This is a genomic window from Microcoleus sp. T2B6 (assembly GCF_036700475.1).
GTDB lineage: Bacteria > Cyanobacteriota > Cyanobacteriia > Cyanobacteriales > Microcoleaceae > Microcoleus.
This window is the reverse complement of sequence record NZ_JAUBOZ010000023.1, coordinates 1-25,098: the sequence shown is the minus strand read 5'-3', so window position 1 is coordinate 25,098 and position 25,098 is coordinate 1. Positions and strand designations below refer to the sequence as shown.

The 25,098-nt window shown below is 46.9% G+C and carries 19 protein-coding genes and 1 tRNA gene; 16 read left to right on the top strand and 4 right to left on the bottom strand.

What is annotated here, in order from left to right; genetic code table 11:
• Positions 1-7 precede the first annotated feature (7 nt).
• Together QUA00_RS12900 and QUA00_RS12895 are read left to right on the top strand one after the other, a co-directional pair.
• Positions 8-208: a hypothetical protein gene (locus QUA00_RS12900; protein WP_333140694.1), complete on the top strand. Its 201-nt coding sequence runs from the start codon at positions 8-10 to the stop codon at positions 206-208.
• A gap of 259 nt (positions 209-467) precedes the next feature.
• Positions 468-953 (top strand): allophycocyanin subunit alpha-B, encoded by a 486-nt coding sequence (locus QUA00_RS12895; protein WP_333063958.1) that lies wholly within the window; start codon positions 468-470, stop codon positions 951-953.
• A 234-nt stretch (positions 954-1,187) separates the two neighbouring features.
• On the opposite strand, the gene QUA00_RS12890 is transcribed toward QUA00_RS12895, so the two are convergent.
• Entirely contained in the window at positions 1,188-1,472 is a 285-nt protein-coding gene (locus QUA00_RS12890) for a hypothetical protein (protein ID WP_333409857.1), read from the bottom strand.
• 323 nt (positions 1,473-1,795) lie between these two features.
• Between QUA00_RS12890 and QUA00_RS12885 the strand changes: the two genes are divergently transcribed.
• Positions 1,796-2,197: a helix-turn-helix transcriptional regulator gene (locus tag QUA00_RS12885; RefSeq protein WP_333409856.1), complete on the top strand. Its 402-nt coding sequence runs from the start codon at positions 1,796-1,798 to the stop codon at positions 2,195-2,197.
• Between the two features lie 123 nt (positions 2,198-2,320).
• Here QUA00_RS12885 and mazG read toward each other — a convergent pair whose 3' ends face one another.
• Complete coding sequence (gene mazG, locus QUA00_RS12880; RefSeq protein WP_333409855.1) at positions 2,321-3,148, bottom strand: nucleoside triphosphate pyrophosphohydrolase; 828 nt, start codon at positions 3,146-3,148, stop codon at positions 2,321-2,323.
• A gap of 161 nt (positions 3,149-3,309) precedes the next feature.
• Positions 3,310-3,939: a metal-binding protein gene (locus QUA00_RS12875; RefSeq protein WP_333409854.1), complete on the bottom strand. Its 630-nt coding sequence runs from the start codon at positions 3,937-3,939 to the stop codon at positions 3,310-3,312.
• 72 nt (positions 3,940-4,011) lie between these two features.
• Between QUA00_RS12875 and QUA00_RS12870 the strand changes: the two genes are divergently transcribed.
• From QUA00_RS12870 to QUA00_RS12845, 6 genes are all read left to right on the top strand, one after another.
• Positions 4,012-4,083, top strand: a tRNA-Val gene (locus tag QUA00_RS12870).
• 210 nt (positions 4,084-4,293) lie between these two features.
• Entirely contained in the window at positions 4,294-5,484 is a 1,191-nt protein-coding gene (locus QUA00_RS12865) for a transposase (RefSeq protein WP_333409853.1), read from the top strand.
• A gap of 141 nt (positions 5,485-5,625) precedes the next feature.
• Complete coding sequence (locus QUA00_RS12860; RefSeq protein WP_333318837.1) at positions 5,626-6,009, top strand: hypothetical protein; 384 nt, start codon at positions 5,626-5,628, stop codon at positions 6,007-6,009.
• A 94-nt stretch (positions 6,010-6,103) separates the two neighbouring features.
• Complete coding sequence (gene ygfZ / locus QUA00_RS12855) at positions 6,104-7,339, top strand: CAF17-like 4Fe-4S cluster assembly/insertion protein YgfZ (RefSeq protein ID WP_333409892.1); 1,236 nt, start codon at positions 6,104-6,106, stop codon at positions 7,337-7,339.
• Positions 7,340-7,512: 173 nt separating this feature from the next.
• A complete protein-coding gene (locus QUA00_RS12850; protein WP_333409852.1) occupies positions 7,513-7,890 on the top strand; it encodes a hypothetical protein in 378 nt (125 codons plus the stop codon).
• Between the two features lie 102 nt (positions 7,891-7,992).
• Positions 7,993-8,742 (top strand): DUF72 domain-containing protein, encoded by a 750-nt coding sequence (locus QUA00_RS12845; protein ID WP_333409851.1) that lies wholly within the window; start codon positions 7,993-7,995, stop codon positions 8,740-8,742.
• A 223-nt stretch (positions 8,743-8,965) separates the two neighbouring features.
• Here QUA00_RS12845 and QUA00_RS12840 read toward each other — a convergent pair whose 3' ends face one another.
• Complete coding sequence (locus QUA00_RS12840) at positions 8,966-9,154, bottom strand: hypothetical protein (RefSeq protein ID WP_333409850.1); 189 nt, start codon at positions 9,152-9,154, stop codon at positions 8,966-8,968.
• A gap of 1,203 nt (positions 9,155-10,357) precedes the next feature.
• Between QUA00_RS12840 and QUA00_RS12835 the strand changes: the two genes are divergently transcribed.
• The 7 genes from QUA00_RS12835 to QUA00_RS12805 all read left to right on the top strand — a co-directional run bounded on the left by QUA00_RS12835 (position 10,358) and on the right by QUA00_RS12805 (position 24,661).
• Positions 10,358-11,863 (top strand): mannitol dehydrogenase family protein, encoded by a 1,506-nt coding sequence (locus QUA00_RS12835; protein WP_333409849.1) that lies wholly within the window; start codon positions 10,358-10,360, stop codon positions 11,861-11,863.
• Complete coding sequence (locus QUA00_RS12830) at positions 11,844-12,587, top strand: HAD family phosphatase (protein ID WP_333409848.1); 744 nt, start codon at positions 11,844-11,846, stop codon at positions 12,585-12,587. Before QUA00_RS12835 ends, QUA00_RS12830 begins: the two co-directional genes overlap by 20 nt.
• A gap of 346 nt (positions 12,588-12,933) precedes the next feature.
• Positions 12,934-14,430 carry a mannitol dehydrogenase family protein gene (locus QUA00_RS12825; protein ID WP_333409847.1) on the top strand — a complete coding sequence of 499 codons (1,497 nt, stop codon included), beginning with the start codon at positions 12,934-12,936 and terminating at the stop codon, positions 14,428-14,430.
• A 431-nt stretch (positions 14,431-14,861) separates the two neighbouring features.
• A complete protein-coding gene (locus QUA00_RS12820; protein WP_333140724.1) occupies positions 14,862-16,178 on the top strand; it encodes a transposase in 1,317 nt (438 codons plus the stop codon).
• 50 nt (positions 16,179-16,228) lie between these two features.
• Positions 16,229-21,415: a PAS domain S-box protein gene (locus QUA00_RS12815; RefSeq protein ID WP_333409846.1), complete on the top strand. Its 5,187-nt coding sequence runs from the start codon at positions 16,229-16,231 to the stop codon at positions 21,413-21,415.
• Positions 21,416-21,516: 101 nt separating this feature from the next.
• Positions 21,517-22,959 carry a xylulokinase gene (gene xylB, locus QUA00_RS12810; RefSeq protein ID WP_333409845.1) on the top strand — a complete coding sequence of 481 codons (1,443 nt, stop codon included), beginning with the start codon at positions 21,517-21,519 and terminating at the stop codon, positions 22,957-22,959.
• A gap of 121 nt (positions 22,960-23,080) precedes the next feature.
• A complete protein-coding gene (locus QUA00_RS12805) occupies positions 23,081-24,661 on the top strand; it encodes a glycosyltransferase (RefSeq protein WP_333409844.1) in 1,581 nt (526 codons plus the stop codon).
• Positions 24,662-25,098: the final 437 nt, after the last annotated feature.

Here is a 25,098-nt window from a genome sequence, read left to right as displayed (position 1 = left end):
ATTTAATATGGTAATGCAATATCGCTCTCTCTTTCCTGAGATAAGTCGTAGCGAAGCGGGGCTCCATCCATCGCACTCAAGCTCAATAGCAGGCTGTATTCCTGCTGCTGAACGTCTTGCTGCTAAAGCCAAGCTTCAACCTGCAAGTCAAGCCTGCCGTGAGTTGCCCCTACCCGTGCCTGTGCGATATGCTGTTGGGGCGAGCTAGCAAAAACTCGTTAAACAGTCAAAGTGTCTGCCGACATCTAAACTCTCACTCGCAGTTTTTGAGTTTTTCCCGCAGTACCCTGGAACACAGGGAAACTGGCTTGAACATCAAGCATAACGTTTGCGGAGATTTACCCGCTACTTCTAATGTTGATAAATGTTAGAAGCAAAGTAAATCGCCCCACCAAGAATCTCGTCTTTAAGGGATGAGAATGTCAATTAATCTTACTCTCAAATATCCTCAATTTTTTTGAATAACAATGAGCGTAGTTAGCCAACTAATTCTCCAAGCCGACGACGAACTTCGCTATCCCAGTACCGGCGAACTTCAAAGCATCAAAGATTTTTTTAAAACCGGAGAACAGCGGGTGCGTATTGCTACTGCGCTGTCTGACAGTGAGAAAAAAATTGTTGAAGAAGCTAGCAAAAAACTCTGGAAAAAACGCCCTGATTTTATCTCTCCTGGCGGCAATGCTTACGGCCAACGCGAACGGGCTTTGTGTCTGCGCGACTACGGCTGGTACTTGCGCCTGATTACCTACGGTATCTTGGCGGGTGACAAGGAGCCGATCGAAAGCATCGGTTTGATTGGCGTTCGGGAAATGTATAATTCTCTCGGCGTTCCTGTTCCTGGCATGGTCGAAGCTATCCGCTGTTTGAAGGAAGCTTCTTTGGCTTTGCTCAATCAGGAGGATGCTAAGGAAGCAGCTCCTTATTTTGATTATATCGCTCAGGCAATGTCTTAATTGCTTTGGTGATTGCTTTCATGAATGTGGCGGAGCATTCGCGGGTGATTTTTGGGGTGATTTTATCTCGCAATTGCTCGCAAATGTTTCGCTTCTGTTTTTTGGCAAGGAAGAGTTGACAGTTGACAGTTGACAGTTGACAGTTGACAGAATCAAAGGCAAGGGTTTGAGCAATTAACAGCGTCCTCACGGTTGGGTGCGGTTGCTAGTGTTAGGAAATCTGCTTGATTTCGGCTAGGAAGCAATGCTGTTTAAGCTTTCCCAGATGTTGAGTTCGTCTTGTTTGTCACTGCACATTTGATTTAAAAAGTCAAGGGTGTTGGGGAGAAATTGTTTTTTGAATTTCCGGCTGTCGTAGTGAATGGATGTTTTGAGCTGCGAGAGTTCTCCAAGGGTGGGGCAGGTTTGGATATGATGGGCGATCCTCTTCGAGGGCTTCGCTAACGCATTTTGCCATTCTTCCAGCCTGCGGTAGCTGACAAACAGGCCGCCTCTATCCCGATGGTGGACGAAAACCACGAAAGCCCATGATTCGACTCGCTTAATCAGGTTTTGGCTGATTTTGAGCAGTTGGGCGATGGCTACGCCCCGGCTTACGCCTACGACCTGACGGTGATGCGGAGCTTTTTCGAGGGCTGGATGCGGCGAAACAGTGCTGTCATGGCTGTATACTCAGGGCTTGAGAGGCAAGTTCGGTTTAGAGTCAATTACATATTACTATATCAGACTCTTATTGCACTTGTGAAATAAAGTTAATTTAAACTTCTTCAGCTCAGATGTTGCTCGTGCAACCCTCAATCATTGATGCTGTGCTAGTTTGAGAGTTAACGTAGGTAGGAAAAATGTCAGGACTCTCTAACAAAGCTGTGGTAGACAAAGAGCAGGAATTGCGTCCCGTTCGCTTCACGGAGACGGGGCGGATGCGTTTGGGCAAGATGTTAAAGGCTGCAAGACAGACAATAGGTTGGTCTGTTAGCGAAACACAGTTCAAAACAAAGGGATATGAAGAGGCGCTGTTCACAGCTACCAATCAACCCGTACCCAAAGATGTGGGTATCAGTGCCGCAACAGTCAACCGTTACGAACGTGGGAAGCTGGATAATTTGGATTGGCGATCGCTCAGTCTGTTATGCTTTGTCCTCAAGCCGATCGATCCGGTGACAGGGGAACCCCTGGAACCGACAAATGCTTTATATATCGCTTGCGAACATCCCCCGTACAATGACGCGAAGCTTTACGAATAGTTGATTTTTGATATCTGATTAAAGAAAATTAGTTAGATTGGGAGTTTTTAACCGCAGAGGGCGCAGAGGGCGCAGAGTTAGAGAAGAGAGAGATTAATCATTCTGATACCAACGGATTTGATATTACGCATCGCCCTTTTGTTGAGCAATTAAAGCTTTAGCTTGCTGCCACAGAGATTCTAACTCTTCTGGGGCATAATCTGACAAAGGTCGATCGCACGCAGCCTCCACCATAGCAAACCGCTGCACGAAGCGATCGTTTGTTCCTTGCAAAGCAGCCGACGGATCTAAATCGTACCAGCGAGCTAATTGAATCAACACAAACATAATATCTCCCAATTCCGACTGCTGGGCTGCCTTATCCTCGTGTTTGAGAGCGTGTTCAAATTCTGCCATTTCTTCGTGAAATTTATCCCAAACGCCCTCTACACTGTCCCAATCAAAACTCACTTCCGCAGCTTTTTGAGAGATTTTCATCCCGGCGGCGATCGGCGGCAAAGTGCTGGCATAACGGCTCATTTTCGAGGCTAAAGTTGCCGGCTTTTCCGCAGTTGTGCCTTTTTCTGCTGCTTTGATTTTTTCCCAGTTTTCGTTGACTTCATCGACGCTGTTGATTTCGACATCGCCGAAGACGTGGGGATGTCGCCGAATTAGTTTTTCTGTAATGCCCGCAGCTATTTCGGCGAAGGTAAACTGATTGGATTCGCTGGCAATTTGAGCTTGCAGAATTACCTGTAACAGTAAGTCGCCCAATTCTTCGACGATCGCATCTTTATCTCCTTTGCGAATCGCGTCGGCGGTTTCATAAGCTTCTTCGATTATGTGAGGAATTAGAGTTTGGGGAGTTTGAGCTAAATCCCAAGGACATCCGCCGTCTGGCGATCGCAATTTAGCCACAACTTCTATAAGTTCTTTGAGTGCTGTGAGCGATCGACTTTCAGAATTAGACATAATAATTTACCTTTTATATCAACCGCCAAGACGGTTATAACGTTGTTACTCCAACTATTGATTTTATTACATCTTCTTCCTTCTTCCTTCTGCTGATTTTACTACATCTTACTTCTTCCTTCTTCCTTCTTCCTTCTTCCTTCTTCCTTCTGCTGATTGTATTACTTCTTCCTTCTTCCTTCTTCCTTCTTCCTTCTTCCTTCCGCTATAGATTTGCTAGATGTGCGAGTGGGATCTTTGATTTTGGGTCTCTTAATTGTCTTAGGAGGGCGCAACCCGCTCAATCCTTTCTTTTTGAATCTTTTGTAAGCCGAGCCGCCCCAATCGCTCAGATAGTGGCTCATCGCGCCCAATTCTAGACCGATGTAAACGGCTAAAATTTCGATGTGGTGTTCCCAGATCGATCGCCCGTAACTCAAAACCACATCCTGCCAATTCCAGCCGAAGTTTCCGACTTTTTCGGCAATTGCCAATCCCACGATTCCGAGAACCGCGCTCCAGATAGCGAGGTACAAGATTCGCAAAGCAGTGCCGATCAGAGGGCCGTGGGACAAAAAAGAGCGGTGGCGCAGGCTTTTTTGGTACGGAAGCCAAATCGGTTTGAACCATCCCCAGCGCTGATACTGGCAGGAGTAGATATCCAAGTCAGGGCCAAACATCAGCCCGCCGAATAAGAAACTGCCGGAAACGAGCAAAGTCAGGTTGCTGCTGCTCGTCTGGCCAAAGGTGAGGGCTGCCACCAAGGGCAAACTCCACAGGGTTATTTGATCGTGGGTGCGGCCAGAGGGCATTTAAAGTTTAGGATTTTTTTTACTTGATCTTTCTGAGTTACTGTGATATGATAAATCGGTGTGAGTGCAATTGGGTGATTAGCTCAGTGGTAGAGCGCCTGCTTTACACGCAGGATGCCGTAGGTTCAAATCCTACATTACCCATCCGATAACTCAATATCAACAGTTTCAGCCGTTTTTAGCCGTCAAGCCGAGAACGGCTGTTGCTGTTGGGGGTTGACTGTTGAATTGGGTGACAGAAAACAATGGGATACAAGCCTCCCCCTTTTAGGGGGACTTTGGGTTCTGAATTTCTCGGAGAGGATTTTGAATAAATGCAGTGCTGTTTGTTCAGACTGGCTCTACAATGATTGTATGTTAAATCTAACCTACGAGTACAAGCTCATTCCTACCGATACGCAACGCCAAACTTTCGACCAGTGGCTCAATATTGGCCGCAAGGTTTATAACTTTGGATTGCGAGAACGAAAAGATTGGGTCAATTCTCGTAAGTGTGATATCAACTCGTGCAGCATGAAGCAGGAATACATTATCCCTGCTGAGGCACCGCGTCCAACCTTTGCGGGCCAATGCAAATCATTGGCAAAAGCAAAGAAGTTAATTCCTGAGTTGAAATTGCCTCACACCCATGTCTTGCAGCAGGCGTTGCGCCAACTAGAAGCAGCCTTTGTGGCAATGTGGGAGCGAGGACACGGTTTCCCTAGATTCAAAAAGCGGATGCGCTCATTTGTGTTTCCTCAATTGAATCTAGAATCCGTTAAACGGTTTGATGGTGCCGATTGGGTCAACCTACCCAAGATTGGCCCCGTAAAAATGCACCTGTCGCGTCCAATTCCTCAAGGGTTTGATGTCAAGCAAATTCGCGTTATTAAGAGGGCTTCTGGCTACTATGCCATGCTCACTTTGCAATGTGATATCAAAGTACCTCAAGCCTCACCTTCAGGACATGGATTAGGGATTGATTTAGGGTTAAAACATTTTTTGGCAACTTCTGATGGTGAATTGATTGATAGACCTCGATTCTTTGTGGATGGACAACGCAAGCTGAAATTGCTGCAACGTCAACTGAAGCGCAAGAAAAAAGGCTCTAGAAAGTTTCGTCAAATTCATCACCAAATAGCGAAGCACCACGAATACATCTCGAACAGTCGCAAAGACTTTCATTTCAAGACCGCTCATCATTTATGCAACGCAGCCCACACAGTATTTGCTGAGGATTTGAACCTCAAAGCAATGTCAGCCGGAAGGCTGAGCAAGCACACGCTTGATGCAGGGTTTGGTCAGTTCCTGAATATATTGAGCCATGTTTGCTTTAAGCGAGGTGCATACTTCGCAAAAGTAGACCCCAACGGAACAAGTCAAACCTGCCCATTATGTCAAACCCATACAGGTAAAAAAGAGTTATCCCAACGAGTGCATAAATGTCAAACCTGTGGCTATGAAACAAATCGAGATGTTGCAGCCGCGCAAGTAGTATTGCAGCGTGGATATACAGCGGTTGGGCAAATCGCAGTGAATTTTGGGGAGGGCAAGCTACATGAGTAGTCCCAATGAACCAAGAATCCCTGCTCCTTTAGGACAGGGAGTTGTCAAGACTAAATTTAACATTCTGGGGCGGATGTCTCAAAAGTTGGCACCCAATGCTAGAAAATTAATTTATTGATTTTCTTTTTTAGAACCCTGTATATGAAGCCTAAAATAACTAGCCCGATCGCGTGGCAGCAAGCTGAACTGCTCATGCAGCCAGCGATGATCCGAGTGATCGACAACATCCGCAAACAATTAGAGGAGTCAGTTTGGACGGGTACTTATCAAGAAGTGCAGATTCCCATTCCTGGCTATCAACTACTTTTAGAGCTTCAAGGCGAGCAAAGATGTATCGATATTTGGGAACTTTGCTATCGAGTCTGCTTTGTCAACTACCAGCCCGCCCACAGTCAAATCCAAAGCCAAGAAGTTGTAATTGATACTAGCTTGATTGAGGATGACACTGGCGATGTGGATTGGAATCGTCTTGATGCCAAAGCCAGTCAATTAATACAAGAAATATTCGCCAATTTGGGCAAATAGTCAGTTGTCAGTTGACAGGAAAGCAGTAGTTAACACTCAACAGTCATCAGTCATCAGTCAATAGTCAACACTCAACAGTCAACAAAATTTTATGCTGATTCAAGAATTGCACGACATTCAAGCAGCGACAGGTGCTACTTTTGCAGAGTTAACAACCAAAGAAATTGTGCCAGTCAGTTTTGGTAACGACGCAGAAGCGATCGCAGCAACTAAAAAAGGTGTGGCTTTGTACGATCGCACTCACTGGGGACGCATTCAAATCTCAGACAGCGATCGCCTGCGGTTCTTGCACAATCAAAGTACCAATAACTTTAATATACTCAAACCCGGTCAAGGTTGCGACACCGTTTTCGTCACATCCACCGCCCGGACGATCGACCTCGCCACCGCTTACGCTACAGAAGATGCCGTACTGCTGCTAGTTTCAGCCAACCGCCGCCGCCAACTGCTGGAATTGCTCGATCGCTATATTTTCCCAATGGATCGCGTCGAGTTAACAGATTTAACCGATACAACTGTTGCTTTCAGTGTCCTCGGCCCGGAAAGCACTCAACTATTAGAAAAAATCGGAGTTACCGAACTCGAAAATCAACCTTACGCTACTCACAAATTGATAAAAACCCCCCCTCTTTCCCCAGGGCTGTTTCATTCTCCCCAAAAACATGAATTTTGTAGGGGTAGTGCCCCCGTGCCTACCCCCGATTTAGAGGATTCGATCGGCAGGTCAGACCAAGAGGGCCGGCACGGGGGCACGGCCCCTACAGAGAATGAAACAGCCCTGCCTCTTTCCCCCCCTTACCAAGGGGGGGAAAGAGGGGGCGTTCGAGTTGCGGTTGGTAGTGGTTTAGCAACTCCCGGATACACGTTAATTGCACAAGCTGGCGATGCAGCCAACTTGTGGAAGGAATTAGTCCAAGCTGGGGCCGTACCGATGGGCGATCGAGTTTGGGAACAACTGCGAATCGAACAAGGACGCCCCGCACCCGATTTTGAACTCACAGACGATTACAACCCCTTAGAAGCCCGTCTTTTACACACGATTACCTATGACAAAGGCTGCTACATCGGTCAAGAAACAATTGCCCGGTTGAACACCTACAAAGGAGTCAAACAGCAACTTTGGGGCGTGCAGTTAAGCGGTGCGGTTGAACCCGGAACAGCAGTCACAATCGGAGAGGATAAAGTCGGCAAACTCACCAGTTTTACGGAAACTGAATCCGGCTTTTTTGGTCTTGCTTACATCCGCACAAAAGCGGGCGGCGAAGGACTGAAAGTGCAAGTCGGATCGGTGTCAGGGGAAGTAGTAAATGTACCTTTCTTAAGTTCGTAGTTGCGCTCGGTCGCCTGTTGGCGGCGCAGCGCCAAAAACTTTTTTGTTGAGGTTGATTTGCGAAGAATGCTAACACCATAAATTGGTTCAAAGTCCTATCTTTAGATAGATTTGCAAACCAACAACAGCAATTAATCTATATTAGAGTCGTCACAAAAAAACAGAGTTTTTCAATGAAAAATTTTACATCGCGCTTAGTTACAACTTGCCTGCGAGTAGGAATAATCTTTGCTGTAGGAATAGCGCTAATTTTTAGCTCCGAATTGGAATTTTCGGGCAACAAAATGCAAGCGATCGCTACACCTTTAACTCCTGAAGCTAAGTCTTACGAAGTTGCCCGTCCCGCTCAGCAGCCAACAAGCGATACAGAGAAGGATGCCACGGGTGTACTTGACAATATCCGAGAAAAGCTGAATCTCGACCAACCCATTGCCCCCAGTACCAAAAAATTTATAGAATCGGTAAAAGATAACGTGGGCGAAGCAGTTACGCCGGGACAGGAAGCAGTAGAAAAAGCGGCAGAGCGAGGTAGCAGCGATCGAGCCAACTAATTCAATCGCATTCAGTTTTCAAATATCATATTCTTAGTCCGCCTGCGCGGACTTTGTTTGTTTAGTAGCGATTTCCAGCAGATCCGAATCAAGGAAGGGATAATGAACCCGGATGCGATTGTTCACATCGGCACTTCAGGCTGGAGTTACGACCATTGGGAAGGTGTGCTTTATCCCCACCAGCTACCGCTTCGCTCTAGGCTCGATTGCTATATCCAGCACTATCAAACCGTCGAAGTTAATAGCACCTACTACCGCTGGCCACCAAACACTACCTTTGCTAACTGGCGAGAGCGCCTCCCCCAAGGATTTTTGATGACGGTAAAAGCGCCCCGCGGTCTAACCCACTCCAAGCGTCTTTACTCGCCAGAAAAGTGGTTGGAACGGATGAGTGAGGGACTTCAATGCCTGGGCGATCGACTGGGTATTCTGCTCGTCCAGCTTCCTCCCCAGTTCGCCTGCGATTTGGCCCGCCTAGCCTACTTTCTAGAACAGGTGCCCTCCTGGATCAAAGTAGCTGTCGAATTCCGACATCCAAGCTGGCACACAGAAGAGGTATTTTCGCTGCTAGAACGCGAAGGAGCGGCTTACTGCGTGATGAGCGGCGCCCACCTTCCGTGTATCCTGCGTGTAACAGGTTCATTTGTCTATGTGCGCCTCCACGGCCCCGACTCCAACAATCTCTACGGCGGCTCCTACTCGGATGATGATTTGCATTGGTGGGCCGATCGCATCCACGAGTGGGAAAGCCAGGGGCGAAGCGTGTTCGTCTACTTCAACAACGACGGAGAGGGAAATGCAGTTCGCAACGCTTCAAAGCTAAAAACTTTTGTGGAGAATGGTACTTCGTGACAGACTCTAATTGAGACCGTTCCCATTCTTTTGGGCGCATTCAAAAGCGCTCCGCAGTTCCCTGAAGCTGAAATAGAAATCATATCAATTCCGGCTGCACCGGAATCATTGTTGACTGTTGACTGTTGACTGTTGACTGGGGGTCAAAAAAAGGAAAATGGCGTTGATATTTGTTGACAGGTGGATTCGCCTTTACGCCCGACGATGAAGCGCGGATTTGATATCATTCCGGCGCAGCCGGAATTGATATCAGAGGTGGCGTTCGTCTAGGTTGTTGTTTGACGATCGCACTCACCCCGAACCCGCACATCCAACTCAACATCACCCAGCACAAGCTGATTAAATTCAACTCAACATCACGCTCGCACTTTTGGCGCCATGTCAAACAAATCCCGTAGGGTGCGCTTGACATTGGGAAACACGAAATACTCCGTCAGTTTCTCGATGGGATAATTAAACGCTTTGTAGTGGCGTTTGAATTACAGTTCCACCTTCCCTCGGTTCCAACAATCCTAGCAAGTTGACGGCAACATCTGAGTAATGCGCTCTCATCCCGCTGCACTTCGGCTATCCCTTCCGCAATTAGTCGAGTCGTAATTCCAATTTTATAGACGCTGTTGTCCTCAGCTTTTGCCTCAAGAAATTAGAGCGCGTTCACTCTTGATGCGCCTCAATTGTGCGCGGTAAATATTCAAATCAGCCCGCCGTTCGTCCAAACAAGATAACTCTTCCGCGCGGGCAACATCTACCGAGCGATCTAACTAACAGGGAATTGAAAGCCCCTGCTTATGCTCAGTCAGGAATCAGGGAGTATTGAATTTTAGATATCAATGCCCGTCGATTGTATGTGTTTCGGGAGCCAGGGACAGAGAGTTATGCTAGCCCGGTTGTGTTGGCAAAGTCGGATTTAATCGCAGCTTTGACATTTCCAGATTGTCAACTGTCTGTGGAGGATTTGCTCAGGAGGAGTGCACCGCCCAGTTGTGAGTGAGGAAACTTTAAAAATTTATGGACAGACTGAAACGGACTTGCAATGCTGTATCAGCCATCTGCTACAGACAGGAATTTTCAAGGCAAGCCATGTTTTTTGGACGTTTGCTACACAAACGCCAAACTCTAACTTAACTGCTTGTAGCGAAGTATACGCTTGATTGTGTTTATAAGTCCCTCTAAAGAATTATTTGTAGATTCTCCTGAAGACAGATGATAGCAGCGACCAAGGTAAATAACATACAAAGTGTAAAGAGTTATTAGGTAATCTAAAGGCATAATTTAAAAGCAGTCTATTTGCGCCTTGTAGGAAAGACATTCGACTTACGCACTTGCCCAAGCTAAACAAAGTGGCAGTTTGTGGCGTATTATTGTGCCTTACTTAAGGTTAATGACTACTTGATATTTGATACTTAATTAATTAATTAAGTTTACCTGATTTCTTCTCTCTCTGTTTGACCTGTCAGACCCTAATTACCCTGTGGCTAAACGTTTCCTTGTAGATGCCACAGAGTATGCCTAAAATTTTCGCACTTTAAGATATTTGTCCTGCTTGTAGGTCATGGGCTATACCCAGACAGACCTACTCTTTTTTACCTGATTATCCACTTATTTAAGAAATCTCATGGTTAACTTACTCCGACCGCCCAGTGTTTCTTCAAGTTCTCGCTTCGGTACTGTAACTGGTTTGTGGAGGCAACAGTCTCTTTACGACAGGAGGGCGCTTAAGACTGGTATCGTCCATTTCGGGCCTGGTCGTTTTTTTAGGGGCCACCTCGCCTACATAATACATAACTATCTTGCACAGAAGGATTCCCAAGAGCACAGATGGGGGATTTGTGGGGTTAGCCTCAAGAGTCAAGAGACCATTACTAGGTTGAAACCGCAGAGATTCCTTTACACTTTGACCAAACACTCTAGTCGCGCTCAAAATCGTGAGGAAGCGGATGTTATCGGTTCTATCAGGGAAATAGTTAATGGTAGAGACAAGTGCGAGTATGTGCTTGAAAAGATGGCGTCTCCTTCTGTGCATCTGGTGACTCTTACTATTACTCAAGGAGGCTACCATCTAGACAATAATTTTAATCTCGACACAGCGAATGAAGACATCGCGCACGATTTGCAAAATCCTTCCACTCCAACTACTGCAATTGGCTTTATCGTAGAGGCGCTGCGGCGACGACGCGATCGCAAAATGACCCCGTTCACCACACTTTCTTGCGACAACCTCCCAAGAAACGGGGAGATCCTGCAAAAAGCAGTGCTAGCTTACGCTGAAGAGATCGATCCTCAACTTGCAGAATACATCAGGGATAACGCCACGTTCCCTAATTCGGTTGTAGACAGGATTGTGCCTCAAGAACAGGAATCAGACTATAACTACCCCAGCCGACTGTTGCAAGTTCGCGATCGCGCACCCATTGTAACCGAACCATTTTGGCAGTTTGTCGTGGAGGACAACTTCACAGGCGATCGACCCAAGTGGGAAGATACGGGGGTGATTATGACTAGCGACATCACTCCCTTTCTGTATATGAAGTCGAGATTCTTGAATGCAGTACACTCCTTTATAGCCTGTTTAGCTGTAAGAGCAGGTATAGAGTATATGCACGAGGCGATCGCCCTACCGGAATTCCAGTTGTTTACTCGGCATCTCATGGACGATATCGCAGCAGCAACACCAGTGCCTCGCCAGATGTGCGAACAATATATGGAACAGGTGTTACTAAGGCTCAGTAACGAGGATCTTCCCGATACTACTGAGAGAATCTCTTCAGAAACAGCCAGGAAAGTAGGCAAGTATATATTTCCGATACTTCAGGATGCTTATAGCCGAAAAGTCAGCATGAAGCGGATTATACTTCCTGTTGCGGCGTGGCTTCTTGCAGTCAGAGAAGAGGCGAGCGAGTCTGGTCAACCCTATTATGCCAAGGATACCCAAAGCGCAATTACAGCCATTCAAAAAGGCGCCGTAATTAGTGGGATTCTGGGATTGGACAATTGCGAACACACAGAGGTCGTAGATAATGAATGCCACAGGGCTTTGCAAGATATCCAGACCCACGGACTATTGACTACGCTTAAGAATTACAGTGAGGGAGGTCTTTTAAATGAAACAGCTTCAGCATGATAAGGTGGTGCTTTTCGATCATGACGGAACTGTTGTTGACAGTGAAACCATAGCACTTAAGAGCGCATGGAGGCTGACAAATGAAGTTGCTCGTGAGTTCCCTGGCGCTCAATACTATGAGCTTGAGGACTTTGTTAAATGCTTCGCCGGAAAACCCTACAGGGAAATACTCAAAAAGCTCTACCCTGATCCATTAACCAGTCTTAATGAGCGCGATATTGACAAGCTAGTGGCTGAAGAAGAAAAGAGAGCGATCGAACGGCTTACTATAGAGGCAAAAGCGACGGTCGGAACGCCCCAAGTGCTGTCTTCCCTGCGCGACGACGGATTTAAATATGCACTTGTAAGTAACAGCAGCTTACAGCGGCTGAGTGCTTGCCTTAGTTCTGCAGCCCTGACTGACTATTTCCCAAGCCAGCAGGTATTTAGCGCTCACGACTCTCTCCCGGTTCCGCGTCCCAAGCCGCTTCCTGACATCTACCTATATGCAGTGAAGTGTCTGGACGCTGAAGTTTCCGATTGCGTGGCAATTGAAGATTCTATCAGTGGGGTAAGGGCTGCCGTTGCCGCTGGAATTGGGCAGATTATCGGTTATGTAGGGGGAACTCATATCAGCGAGGATGAACGAAGCAGCCGTGCAGATGCTCTTGTGTCGGCTGGTGCCCACCAAGTTATCGATCGGATGCACGATCTTATCGGTCTATTATCACCAACCCCAGTGTAAGTACACGGGGCATCAGGCGATCGCTTGATGCCCTTAGCCTGGTGTGTGAAAAATTAGATTTTGTCAAGAATAGCTCGGCAGACAAATTCATCGGCAATCGGTTTTGCGATCGACTTGCCATGCAGAGCCGCCAAAATTGAACAAGAATTTCAAAGGTGGTACCCGCCACGTGATTTATCCGTGGAATCAATCCAAAATCGAAAATCGAAAATCCTCAAGCCCCCGCATTTATCCGTGAGGTCGCCTCTAAAATCTAAAATCTAAAATCTAAAATCGATTGACTCCACCTTTTTCACCCATACTGCAATACTGATAATAAGCCGTCATCACAAACCCAAAAATTTCGATGAACAGCAATACCAGCACAGACTCAACAATCAAGCTGAATCAAGCATCCCTGTCTCTTTTACCTGGAAACGTTCGCGTACCCAAGTACGATCGCCATCAAATTACTAATGGCATTGTGCATATTGGGGTTGGTGGATTTCATAAATCGCACCAAGCGCTTTATCTCGATGATTATTTCCATCAGAATCCTGGTAGTGACTGGGGAATCTGTGGTGTTGGATTGCTGGACTATGACTATGATCGGCGAATGCGGGATGCGCTGCTGTCCCAAGATTGTCTGTATACCTTAGTTGAGCGATCGCTAGAAGGAGATCGCCCTAGAGTCATCGGTTCAATCACTCGATACCTGTTTGCACCAGACAATCGTCAAGCAGTTATTGAAGCATTAGCAGATCCCAAATGCCGAATTGTTACTTTAACGATCACTGAAAGCGGCTACTACTACATTGAAGGAAGTGGCGAATTCGATGTGAACCACCCGACGATTCAGCACGATTTGCAACATCCTGACCAACCAGTCGGGACATACGGTTTTTTGACAGCCGCACTCGAAAAACGGCGTAAACAGGGGTTGCCACCCTTTACGGTACTGTCCTGCGACAATATCCAGGGCAACGGCAATGTGGTGCGGAAAATGCTAACGACATTTGCCCAAATGCGCGATCGGGAGTTAGGAAGTTGGATTGCCCAACAGGTTGCGTTTCCTAACTGCATGGTCGATCGCATTACTCCGATGACAACCCCAGCAGATATCAAAATGGTGGCCCAACAGTTTGGTATTGATGATGCGTTTCCAGGCGTCGCGGAGCCTTTTATTCAGTGGGTAATCGAAGATACCTTTTGTGCCGGCCGGCCCAATTGGGAATCTGTGGGTGTACAGATGACTAACAATGTTCATCCCTACGAAATGATGAAAATCCGGCTGCTGAACGCCAGTCATATGCTGATTGGCTATCTCGGCTCTCTGGCAGGTTATAACTACGTTTATGAAGTCATGGCCGATCCCTTATTTGTGCAAGCAGTCGCTCACCTGATGGACGAGGTGACACCAACGCTTCAACCCGTTCCTGGGATTGATTTAGACGATTATAAAAAAACTTTAATTGAAAGGTTTTCCAATCCCAAAATTCGCGATCAGCTTCCGCGCCTGTGCCTGAGTGGATCGGCAAAAATTCCTAAGTTTGTTTTGGGCTCGCTCCGCGATAAATTACAACTTGGAGGTGCGATCGATTACCTAAGTTTGACGATCGCTGCTTGGTGTCGATACATCAATAGTCATGATCAACAAGGGCAACCTATTCCCATTGATGACCCATTAGCAGACATCCTCACTCAACGCGCCAGTATGAGTGAATTAGATCCCAGACCATTACTGAGCCTATCTGAAATTTTTGGAGATTTAGGAGAGTCGCCGCGTTTCGTCGAGGCTGTTGCTGACAAGTTGCGTAGTTTGCATGAGTTTGGTGCTCAAGGAACGCTAGCGAGATTGTCGTAGGAACTATCCGCATCCGTGAGGAAACTTATTAGAGAATGCCACGGCTGCACTACGTTAAAGCCGTGGGATTCTCCCGTCTAGCCCACCTCTATGTCTACGAGTGCAAAGGGAAATTCAGGAGGCAGTACAGCGCAATATTGATTGAGGTCATTCTTTCCTATGTTCCCTCTCACCAAATCATCTATCTTAAGGCAGATTCTCCTGAGTGATTAACTCAGATTCAACTAAACCAAAAGGAGTCCCGCGCTCTACCTGTACTCAGGTGAGCGTCGGGAGGAATTTGCGTGAGCCAGGAGAGCCGCCCCGAACCAAACCGATAGCTTTAGGTGCCGAAGGTGAGGGGCGGTCGATGAGCGAACAAATTATTTTTGCTACACCACTTGCTTTTGCCATCTTCACGAGATAGAATTTTCTTATAGTTTGTGAAAGTAATGCCTCAAATAATCACCGCCAAGTTAAAACTAAACCTGAATACCGAGCAAAAAGCTTTGGTGTCTCAGACTACATTAGCCTATCGGGATGCCTTGAATCATACTTCGCGAGTTGCTTTTGATGCGAACAAAACCAGCAATGGTGCTAAGTTGCAAAAAGCTGTCTACAACGAATTGCGAGTTAGATTTGGGCTTGGCGCTCAGATGGCTTGCAACGTACCCAGACAAGTATCGGCAACCTACAAAACTCTCTGGACTAAGGTAAAACAATCTAACGACGCTATTTCCAAAGGGTACACAAAGAAACGATACAAAGGGCTAGATCAACCCCCTAAATACATCTCTCGAACCTGTACCTTAAATTATCAGCGCGACTACTCGTTTAAATCCGAGCAGATGGTGAGTCTTATCACCCTGGCTGGTAGAATAGTAGTTTCCTATGACGGCTACAACAAGCATTTGGATTTAATTGCCAATGGTTCCAAGGCCCTGGCAGCTAAGATTGTCTATCAGCGTTCCTCTAAAGTTTACTATTTGATGGTAGCTGTTGAGGTAGAAACCCCTGAACTTGACCCGCTGAAAATAACCAGAGTTTCTGGTGTTGATGTGGGAATGCGCTACTTAGCCGTAGAAACAGACTTACAAAACAAGTCTAATTTCTACTCAGGCTCAGAAGCTAGACATAAAGCCAACCGCTATCACAAGGCTAGACAAACTCTTCAGCGTAAAGGCACTCGTTCGGCAAAGCGCAGACTAATTGCTTTGTCGGGAAGAGAAAGACGGTTTATCGCTGATGTGAACCACCAAATCAGCAAGGATATTGCAAAGCCTCACAGCATAATTGGGCTAGAAAATCTAACCGGAGTTAGGGATAGAACGAAGTCAAAGTCTGGCAAAAAGGCTAGCAAGAAGCAGCGAAAAGCTAATCGAAATAAAGCTAAATGGTCGTTTGCCGAACTGCACGGCTATATTGACTACAAAGCTAATCTGAACGGCTCTTTGGCTACTAAAGTCCCAGCTCATTATACTTCGCAAAGTTGTCCAAAATGCGGACACACATCAGTAGAGAATAGACCGAGAAAAGGACTATTATTTCGCTGTGAATGTTGCGGACATGAGCTTCATGCTGATTTGGTGGGTGCGAGAAATATTGCCATGAGAACGTTACTCGTCCGGCAGGACTGGACGAGTACGGGGATCTTGTCAGCATCCCCTAATGTGTCGGGCCGTGAAACTAAAGCTGAGATTCTGCAAAGGTTCTCAGAATTGCGGTGGAGCTCAGATACAAGCCCACATCTCCGGCGGTACTCCGCTTGATGCTGGGTAGTTGACTGGAGAAGACCGTGTATGCCTACGGATGAATCTTCATGAAGCGCGACGCCACAGGCAAGTTTGTTAGCAATTGGAACTCGGAGATGAAACAACGAGTGAGCATATCTCTGACTAATACAGCATGGCGATCGCTCGATAAAGAGGCTCACAGGCGAGGAATTTCTCGCTCTGAAGTCATTGAACGCTTTGCCCGCACTCTTGAAGGCGAACAGTTGATCGCTGTCCAAGAAACCGAGGGCAAGGTAGCAACAATTCTGGAAAGCATTACCGATGCGTTTGTCGCCTTCGATCGCGACTGGCGCTACACCTACGTGAATGGGGCGGCGGCTCAAATCCTGCACAAAACACCAGAAGATATACTAGGAAAGCACGTTTGGAATGAGGTTTTTCCTGAGCTGGTTGGTGCAATTCCCTATCGAGAACTCCATCGGGCAATGACGGAACAGGTTCCTGTTTCCTGGGAAGAATTTGGGGAATCAGTCCAGCGTTGGATAGAGGCGAAGGCCTATCCCTGGAGTGCAGGAGTAGCAGTTTATTTTCGCGATATTACAGAACGCAAGCAAGCAGAGGCAGAACGAGAACGGTTATTGCACGAGCTTGAAATTGAACGCGCCCGATTTGAAGCCGTTTTACGACAAATGCCTGCGGGTGTAATGATTGCCGATGCAGCATCTGGTAAGTTGGTTCTGGCGAACGAACAAGCTAAGCAGATTGTTGGATATGGCTACGAACCATCGCTTGAGCTTAACGAATATGATGCCCTCGTTTCATACATTCCACTTCGTTCTAATGGTCAACCCTATGCCCATGAAGATATGCCCTTAGCGCGATCGCTAAAAACAGGTGAAGTCGTTACAAACGAAGAGATGGAAATTGATCGAAATGATGCTAGCCGCATTTTCATTAACGCCAACTCAGCACCGATTTTAGATAAGCAGGGGCAGATTGTTGCAGCCGTTGTTATCTTCCAAGACTTGACGGATTACAAACAAGTTGAACAGTCATTACGAGAGAGCCAAGAACGCCTGCAATTGGCACTGACGGCGGCTAAGATGGTGGTCTGGGATATGGATTTGCCGACCAATAAGGTAGTGTGTTCTGCTAATGCTCTAGACGTTTGGGGTTTTCATGAAGGCACAGGAGAAGATTTTTTTGCACTCATTCATCCAGACGATCGACAACGGGTGATCCAAGCAGCCCAACGGGCAACTGCGGTCGAACAGTCCTACGCACAGGAGTATCGGGTAATTAGTCCAGACGGCGTTATGCGCTGGCTCAACAGTCAGGGACAAGTTTATCTGGATGAAACGGGGCGAGGAGTTCGCATGGTTGGCGTTTCGGTTGACATCACCGAACGCAAACAGATCGAAGCAGAGCGCGATCGCCTTTTAAAACGAGAACAATCTGCCCGACGGTCAGCAGAAAGCGAACGCAAGCGGTTGCATGACATCCTGATGCAATTGCCGGCCATGATTGGAATTGTTAAAGGTCCCGATCTTGTGTATGAATTTGCCAATCCAACCTATCTGCAAGGGACTGGGCGCACTCGAGACATGATCGGGAAATCTATGCGGGATGTTTTCCCGGAACTAGAGGGGCAAATTTACTTTGATGTCATTGAGCGCGTTTACCGGACGGGAGAAACATTTATTCGGAATGAATCGCCTGCTTACTGGGATAAAAACGGTGATGGTGTGTTGGAAGAGGGATTTTTCAACTGCATCTGTCCGCCTTGGCGGGATGCAGAGGGAACCATTCAAGGCGTGTTGATTTATAACGTTGAAGTGACAGCCCAGGTGCGGGCAAGGCAACAAATTGAACAACTGCTTAAGAACCTCCAGCAGAAAGAAGAAATTCAACAATTCCTAATCGAATTGAATGAGGGGATTCGTGCCATTCAAGACCCCAAAGAAATTATGTGGCAGGTGGTTTGTGCTACAGGGCAACACTTTAGTGTCACTCGCTGTACCTACGGCGAAATTGATCCAACGCAGGAATATGTCATTGTCGATCGCGATTATTGCAATGGTGTAATCAGCGTGGTGGGTAGACATCACCTAGATTCGTTTGGCCCTGAACTCATTGCTGAATTAAAGCAGGGCAGAACAATTGTCGTGGATGATGTCGATCGCGATCCTCGGACTGCCGGAGTTGGGGCGGCTGCCTTCGATGCAATCCAAACCAAGTCTCTGCTATGTGTTCCCTTGGTGAAAGAGGGGAAATTTGTCGCATTGTTGGTGTTGCACCATGTCTCTGTTCGCCACTGGACGGAGGAAGATGTGGTGCTGATGGAGCGAATTGCTGAAAAAACCTGGCTAGCCGTGGAGCGGGAGCGGGCAGAAGAGGAATTGCGAGAAAGTGAAGCTCATCTGCAACTGGCGCTGAAGGTCGGACGCATGGGAACGTGGGACTGGGATATGCAGACCGATGCCTTGCTTTGGTCAGAAGGACATTTTATGGTACTCGGTCTGCAACCCAATGAGTCCGAACCCTGCTATGAGGTTTGGGCAAGTCGGGTTCATCCTGATGACCTAGCACAAACCAATGCAAAACTTCAGCAAGCCATAGCAGACAAGAAGGAGTATCACCATGAACATCGCCTGCGTTGGCCTGATGGCTCCATTCACTGGGTGGAAGCGAGAGGACAGTTTACTTATGATTCTCAGGGAAATCCCAAGCACTCGATCGGAGTTGTCATTGATATCACAGAACGCAAGCAAGCAGAAGAGGCGTTGCGTCAAGCCCTACAAAAGCTCAACTTCCATGTTGAAAACTCTCCAATGGCAGTCGTTGAATGGAATCGAGACTTTCAAATCATTCGGTGGTCTGCTGGTGCAGAGCGCATTTTGGGCTGGAGGGCCGAAGAAATTCTGGGCAAATCTTTAACAGAGATACCTTTTGTCTTTGAGGAAGACCTGGAACCAGTTACTGAAGTCTGCCAACGGCTGGTCTATGGTGAAGAACCCCATATTTTTTCATACAACCGCAACTACACGAAAGCTCGCAACATTGTGCATTGCGACTGGTATAACTCCAGTCTCAGGGACGAATCGGGACGGATGATTTCGGTGTTATCGCTGGTGCTGGATGTGACGCAGCGCAAGTATGCAGAACAAGAACGAGAACAACTGTTAGAACGCGAGCGCCAAGCACGATCCGAAGCCGAAGCCGCACAGCGCCAACTGGAAACCATCTTTGAAACATCACCCATTGGACTTGCTCTGTTAGATTCCGAGCAGCGATTTATTGCCATCAACGAAGCATTAGCAGAAATTAATGGATTAACCCGCGAGCAACACTTAGGCTATTCAATTCCAGAAATTTTTGGTCAGCCAGATCCCCAATTAGTTGAAGTCTTCGATCAGATTTACGCCACAGGGAATCCCTTCATTTCACCGAACTTTGCGGTGAATGTTCCCGGACGCGGAGATCGCCGTCCCGGTTACTACAACGTTTACTATCTTCCCACTGTTAACTCAAATGGTCAGGTTGAAGGCATTCTCGTGTATGTGGTAGATGTGACGGAACGGGTGCTGTTAGAACGTGCACAACGTTTTCTCTCTGAGGCAAGTGCGGTGCTTGCATCCTCACTCGATTATCAAACTACTCTAGAGCAAGTCGCGCAGCTTACAGTGCCGGAATTAGCGGACTGGTGTACGGTTCACATGATAGAAGAGGATGGTGCGATCGAGCAGATTGCGGTTGCTCACATCAACCCTGCCAAGCTGGAATGGGCATATCAGATTAGAGAAAAGTATCCGCTGAACCCGGATGACCCTCGCGGTGCTGCATACACATTACGAACTGGGCAACCGGATTTAGTGCCGGAGATTCCCGATGAACTGTTGGTACAGGCAGCGCGTGATTCAGAGCATTTAGAGATGCTGCGGCAGGTTGGATTCAGCTCTGTAATGACGGTGCCACTAAGGACTCAGGCACGAATTCTAGGGGTCATTTCCTTTATCTGTGCCGAATCGGGACGACGGTACACCTCGGCAGATTTGCAACTGGCAGAGGAATTGGCGCGTCGTGCTTCCTTGGCGATCGACAATGCTCAATTATACCGATTGGCTCAACGCGATCGCGCAAAAGCAGAAGCCGCTAACCGAATTAAAGACGAATTTTTAGCCGTATTGTCCCACGAATTGCGATCGCCCCTGAATCCGATTCTGGGCTGGGCAAAATTGCTACGAGGTGGGCGACTCGATGCCACAAAAACCCAGCAAGCCCTAGAAACGATCGAACGCAACGCCAAGCTGCAAGCGCAATTAATTGAGGATTTGTTGGATGTCTCGCGCATTCTGCAAGGAAAAATGACGTTAAACGTCGCGAGTGTGAATCTAGCAGCAACGATTGAAGCAGGCCTGGAAACGGTACGACTAGCAGCCGAAGCCAAACACATTCAAATCCAGACCACATTTAATCCTATTTCAGGAACGGTTTCAGGTGATACGAATCGCCTCCAACAGGTAGTCTGGAACCTCCTTTCCAATGCCGTGAAGTTCACCCCAGCCGGAGGACGAATCGAGGTGCAACTAGAACAAGTTGGCACGTATGCTCAGATTCAAGTCAAAGATACTGGAAAAGGCATCAGTCGAGACTTCTTACCCCATGTGTTTGACTACTTCCGTCAAGAAGATGGGACAACGACTCGACAATTTGGCGGATTGGGATTGGGGCTGGCGATCGTCCGCCATTTTACCGAACTGCATGGAGGAACCGTTCAAGCAGACAGCTTAGGACAGAACTTAGGGGCTACATTTACCATCCGGCTACCGTTAAACATCGTAGAACCGGAACCCTCTTCTGATCACCGGCACCCAGAAAGTGCGGCAGACTTAGCAGGTGTTCATGTCTTGGTTGTGGACGACGATGCAGATATGCGGGAGTTGGCAGCATTTACCCTGATGCAATCTGGCGCACAAGTTGCCACAGCCGCTTCGGCTGCACAGGCGTTGACTCTCCTGAATCAATCTGTCCCCGATCTGCTGTTATGTGACATTGGGATGCCAGAGATGGATGGTTATGCCCTGATTCGGCACATTAGAAAGTGGTCTCCTGAACAGGGAGGCACGATTCCTGCGATCGCACTTACTGCCTATGCTGGAGAAATCAATCAGCAGCAAGCCTTAGCTGCCGGATTTCAGATGCATATCTCCAAGCCTGTCGAACCTGATGAATTGGTAAAAGCGATCGCCCGTTTGCTAAGGAATGAGAATTAAATAAGTTGCATTTTTTGTAGGTTGGGTTGAGGAACGAAACCCAACCTACGAAGTTATTTAATCCACGATCCTAAGACACTGAATAATTGAGGATTAGCCCAATGCTGCTTGGAATAGATTTAGGAACAGGCTCTGCTAAGGCATTGCTCCTAGGGACAGACGGAACCACTATAGGTGAAGCATCAACATCCTATCCTGTTCATGCACCCCAACCTGGATGGGCTGAGTCGGAACCAGAAGATTGGTGGTTAGCGGTTGCCTCGGCTGTTAGGAAGGCAGTGGGAAATCACGCTCAAGAGGTACAGGCGATCGGACTTTCAGGGCAAATGCACGGTGTTGTCCTAGCTTCGGAGTCTGGTGAGCCCCTGCGCCCTGCTATCCTCTGGGCAGATACTCGCTCTAGTGCCACGCTGAACACTTATCATTCGATCGATGCGGCTATTCTAGAGCGCTTGGGCAACCCGATTACGGCTGGAATGGCGGGCCCCACTTTGTTGTGGCTACGAGAACACGAGGCTAATGTTTACACCGAAGCGCGTTGGGCACTCCAGCCAAAAGATTGGCTGCGGTTACGGATGACTGGAGAAGTTGCAACGGAACCATCTGATGCTAGCGGTACTTTGCTTTACGATGTTGTGTCGGATAACTGGGCAGAGGATGCAGTCTCAGCGCTGAATCTACGTGGTGATTGGTTACCAAAAATTATCCCCTCTAGTGCGATCGCAGGCTACCTAACAACTATTGCTTCAGAGCATCTTGGCTTAAGAGTTGGCTTACCCGTTATTGCTGGTGCTGCGGATACGGCAGCGGCGGCGCTTGGTAACGGACTACTAGAGCCTGGATTGGTTCAACTAACCATTGGCACAGGCGCTCAAATCATTACACCTCGATCGCAACCAATTATCGATCGTCATGGTCGTACACATCTCTATCGAACCGCCCTACCTAACCAGTGGTACACCCTTGCAGCAATGCAAAATGCCGGGTTAGCGCTTGAGTGGGTGCGAGGTATCCTCGGCTTGAGCTGGCAGGAAGTCTATACTAAAGCGTTTTCTGTTCCCCCAGGATGTGAAGGGTTGACATTTTTGCCCTACCTCACGGGTGAGCGAACTCCACACCTTGATCCATATATACGTGGGGCATGGGTGGGGCTGGGACTTCATCACACACAGGCGCACTTGATGCGGGCGGCTTTAGAGGGAGTTGCTTTTGCCTTGCGACAAGGTTTTGAGGCACTTGAGGCAACAGGTTTTAAAGCGACAGAACTGCGTTTAGCAGGCGGTGGAACTGCAGAAATGCCTTGGAAACAATTACTGACTGATGTATTGAGAATACCCCTCTATGCAACTACAGTTGCTGCGGCTTCCGCGCGTGGTGCTGCTCTACTGGCGGGTATCGGAATTGGCGTATACGCAGATGCTAATGACACCATCAAACTGGCAGCCACACCAATGCTTGCTGCCACTCCCCAATCAGTTGATCCAATCCTAGAAGAGGCTTGGTTTCGATATCAATCTCTTTATCCACGACTTAAAAAAATGTGATAGCAGTTATGCCTAAAGGAGGACGTGCTAGAAGCTAGCTACAAATTATTCTTAAGCTAAGACTGCTTAAGAGCAGTCAAATTAAATTACTAAGTTTACTACAAGAAGAGGTACATATTACATGAACATATTAGCTGGAATTAAGCTCCCAAAATCCGCCGAAAGCGCCGATGTATATATACGGTGTAATGAATCTGCATCTATAAACTACCAGGAAAATGACAAAAAAGTTGTTTTATCTCAGGGGGGTGTTGTCTCCTCAAATTCTTACTTTAATTCGTTTTACGAGAGATTTTATACTCAATATACAACTCTTAGCTCTATCTACTATGTGCTGAAACTTGAAGGCGATTTTAAGGTTTCTGTTTACCGAGAATTTGATGGACAAAAAAACAAAGAAATAATTTCTGAAGAAAGCTTTGATAAATGTCAATTCTCAGATCCTGTAAAACTCTCACCAATAAATCTCCTTCAAGGCAAAAAAGCGGGCAGAATATATTTTGAAATAACTTGTTCTAGTGAACAGGGTGAATTTAAAGGGGCCTCGATAGCAACCGATCAAAGTAAAACTAGAGAAGCATCCTTGGGGATTGTCATTTGCACCTTTAAAAAAGAGGACTTCATACAAAATACATTAAGTGCAATTTTTCAAGATGAATTGCTAGAAACCAAGGACTTTAAAGTATTCGTTGTTGATAATGGTAGAACTTTAGATGAAGCTGATTTCGGAAAGCCAAAACTGAGGCTAGTTCCTAATATAAATGCTGGTGGAAGCGGGGGCTTTACCAGAGGGTTGGTGGAAGCTTTAGAGGAAAAAAAATATTCTCACTTTTTGCTTATGGATGATGATATAGAGTTAGAAAGTGAATGTATTTATAAATTATTTCCTTTGTATGAATACGCCAATTCTGATTTTGCTGTAGCGGGTGGACTGCTAAATTTACAGAAAAAGCATATCTTGTATGAAGCAGGAGCATCGTACAACGCCTATTCTAAAACTAGAGGATTTGGGCCTGGGGCATTAATTGCTTTAAATTATAATATCGATTTACGAGATTCTAATTCTCTCAACAGGTTGCTCAAGGAAGAAGATGTAGACTATGGCGGATTTTGGTTTTTCTCTTTTTCTAAGGAACTTGTTGAACAAACTCAATTACCGCTGCCTTTATTTATCAAAATAGATGATGTAGAGTTTGGTTTAAGAATAAAAGAGTTGGGCAATAACATTGTAGCTTTTCCATCAATGGCGGTGTGGCACCAACCAGCGGCGGCCAAAAATGTAAATTGGGAAAATTATTATTATATCCGCAATGATTTAATAGCTTATTCCATCCATTACTCTCCAGAATATATGGCTGCAGTTGAGCATTTGACAAAAGTAATCCTTCAGGCTTTAGCAAACTTTGATTACAATCATGTAGAGATGGTTGTAAAAGCTTTTGAAGACTATCTAAAAGGCCCAGATTTTATCAAAAACACTGACCCAGAAAGCTTTCACATGAGCATTGTAAAGCTTAGTAAAAGCTATAACAACCAAAATGAGGTAGATAAAGTAGCTGGTACTAACCTTTTGACTAGGTGGTTTAAAGTTGCTGCTGAAGGTATTAATGAATGGTCATCCGTAAGTGAAAAATGGAAAAGTGCTTCAAAGGAAATGACATCTACTATATTTTGGCAGCAATACCTTGGGCTAAAGAAATAGAATTGACCGCCTCCACTGGTTAATGGTTGACAGCTTAGGCTGCTAGCAACTCAACAATCCACCACAAAAGCGCCTTGGGATTAATTGTGGTAGTTGACACTCTCCCGTCACAGCGTAGGGCTGTTTCGGGGCAACCACGGGGAGTAGGGGTCGGATTGCCCCTACGGAAAATCAGGCTTTTGTAGTTTCGGGGCAACCACGGGAGGATTGCCCCTACGGAAAATCAGGCTTTTGTAGTTTCGGGGCAACCACGGGAGGATTGCCCCTACGGAAAATCAGGCTTTTGTAGTTTCGGGGCAACCACGGGAGGATTGCCCCTACGGAAAATCAGGCTTTTGTAGTTTCGGGGCAACCACGGGAGGATTGCCCCTACGGAAAATCAGGCTTTTGTAGTTTCGGGGCAACCACGGGAGGATTGCCCCTACGGAAAATCAGGC

Bases quoted from the DNA above. Each gene is read 5' to 3' on its own strand.
- QUA00_RS12900 (WP_333140694.1), top strand. From the start codon at position 8: ATGGTAATGCAATATCGCTCTCTCTTTCCTGAGATAAGTCGTAGCGAA.
- QUA00_RS12895 (WP_333063958.1), top strand. From the start codon at position 468: ATGAGCGTAGTTAGCCAACTAATTCTCCAAGCCGACGACGAACTTCGC.
- QUA00_RS12885 (WP_333409856.1), top strand. From the start codon at position 1,796: ATGTCAGGACTCTCTAACAAAGCTGTGGTAGACAAAGAGCAGGAATTG.
- mazG (WP_333409855.1), bottom strand. From the start codon at position 3,148: ATGTCTAATTCTGAAAGTCGATCGCTCACAGCACTCAAAGAACTTATA.
- QUA00_RS12875 (WP_333409854.1), bottom strand. From the start codon at position 3,939: ATGCCCTCTGGCCGCACCCACGATCAAATAACCCTGTGGAGTTTGCCC.
- QUA00_RS12865 (WP_333409853.1), top strand. From the start codon at position 4,294: ATGTTAAATCTAACCTACGAGTACAAGCTCATTCCTACCGATACGCAA.
- QUA00_RS12860 (WP_333318837.1), top strand. From the start codon at position 5,626: ATGAAGCCTAAAATAACTAGCCCGATCGCGTGGCAGCAAGCTGAACTG.
- QUA00_RS12850 (WP_333409852.1), top strand. From the start codon at position 7,513: ATGAAAAATTTTACATCGCGCTTAGTTACAACTTGCCTGCGAGTAGGA.
- QUA00_RS12845 (WP_333409851.1), top strand. From the start codon at position 7,993: ATGAACCCGGATGCGATTGTTCACATCGGCACTTCAGGCTGGAGTTAC.
- QUA00_RS12840 (WP_333409850.1), bottom strand. From the start codon at position 9,154: ATGTCAAGCGCACCCTACGGGATTTGTTTGACATGGCGCCAAAAGTGC.
- QUA00_RS12835 (WP_333409849.1), top strand. From the start codon at position 10,358: ATGGTTAACTTACTCCGACCGCCCAGTGTTTCTTCAAGTTCTCGCTTC.
- QUA00_RS12830 (WP_333409848.1), top strand. From the start codon at position 11,844: ATGAAACAGCTTCAGCATGATAAGGTGGTGCTTTTCGATCATGACGGA.
- QUA00_RS12825 (WP_333409847.1), top strand. From the start codon at position 12,934: ATGAACAGCAATACCAGCACAGACTCAACAATCAAGCTGAATCAAGCA.
- QUA00_RS12820 (WP_333140724.1), top strand. From the start codon at position 14,862: ATGCCTCAAATAATCACCGCCAAGTTAAAACTAAACCTGAATACCGAG.
- QUA00_RS12815 (WP_333409846.1), top strand. From the start codon at position 16,229: ATGAAGCGCGACGCCACAGGCAAGTTTGTTAGCAATTGGAACTCGGAG.
- xylB (WP_333409845.1), top strand. From the start codon at position 21,517: ATGCTGCTTGGAATAGATTTAGGAACAGGCTCTGCTAAGGCATTGCTC.
- QUA00_RS12805 (WP_333409844.1), top strand. From the start codon at position 23,081: ATGAACATATTAGCTGGAATTAAGCTCCCAAAATCCGCCGAAAGCGCC.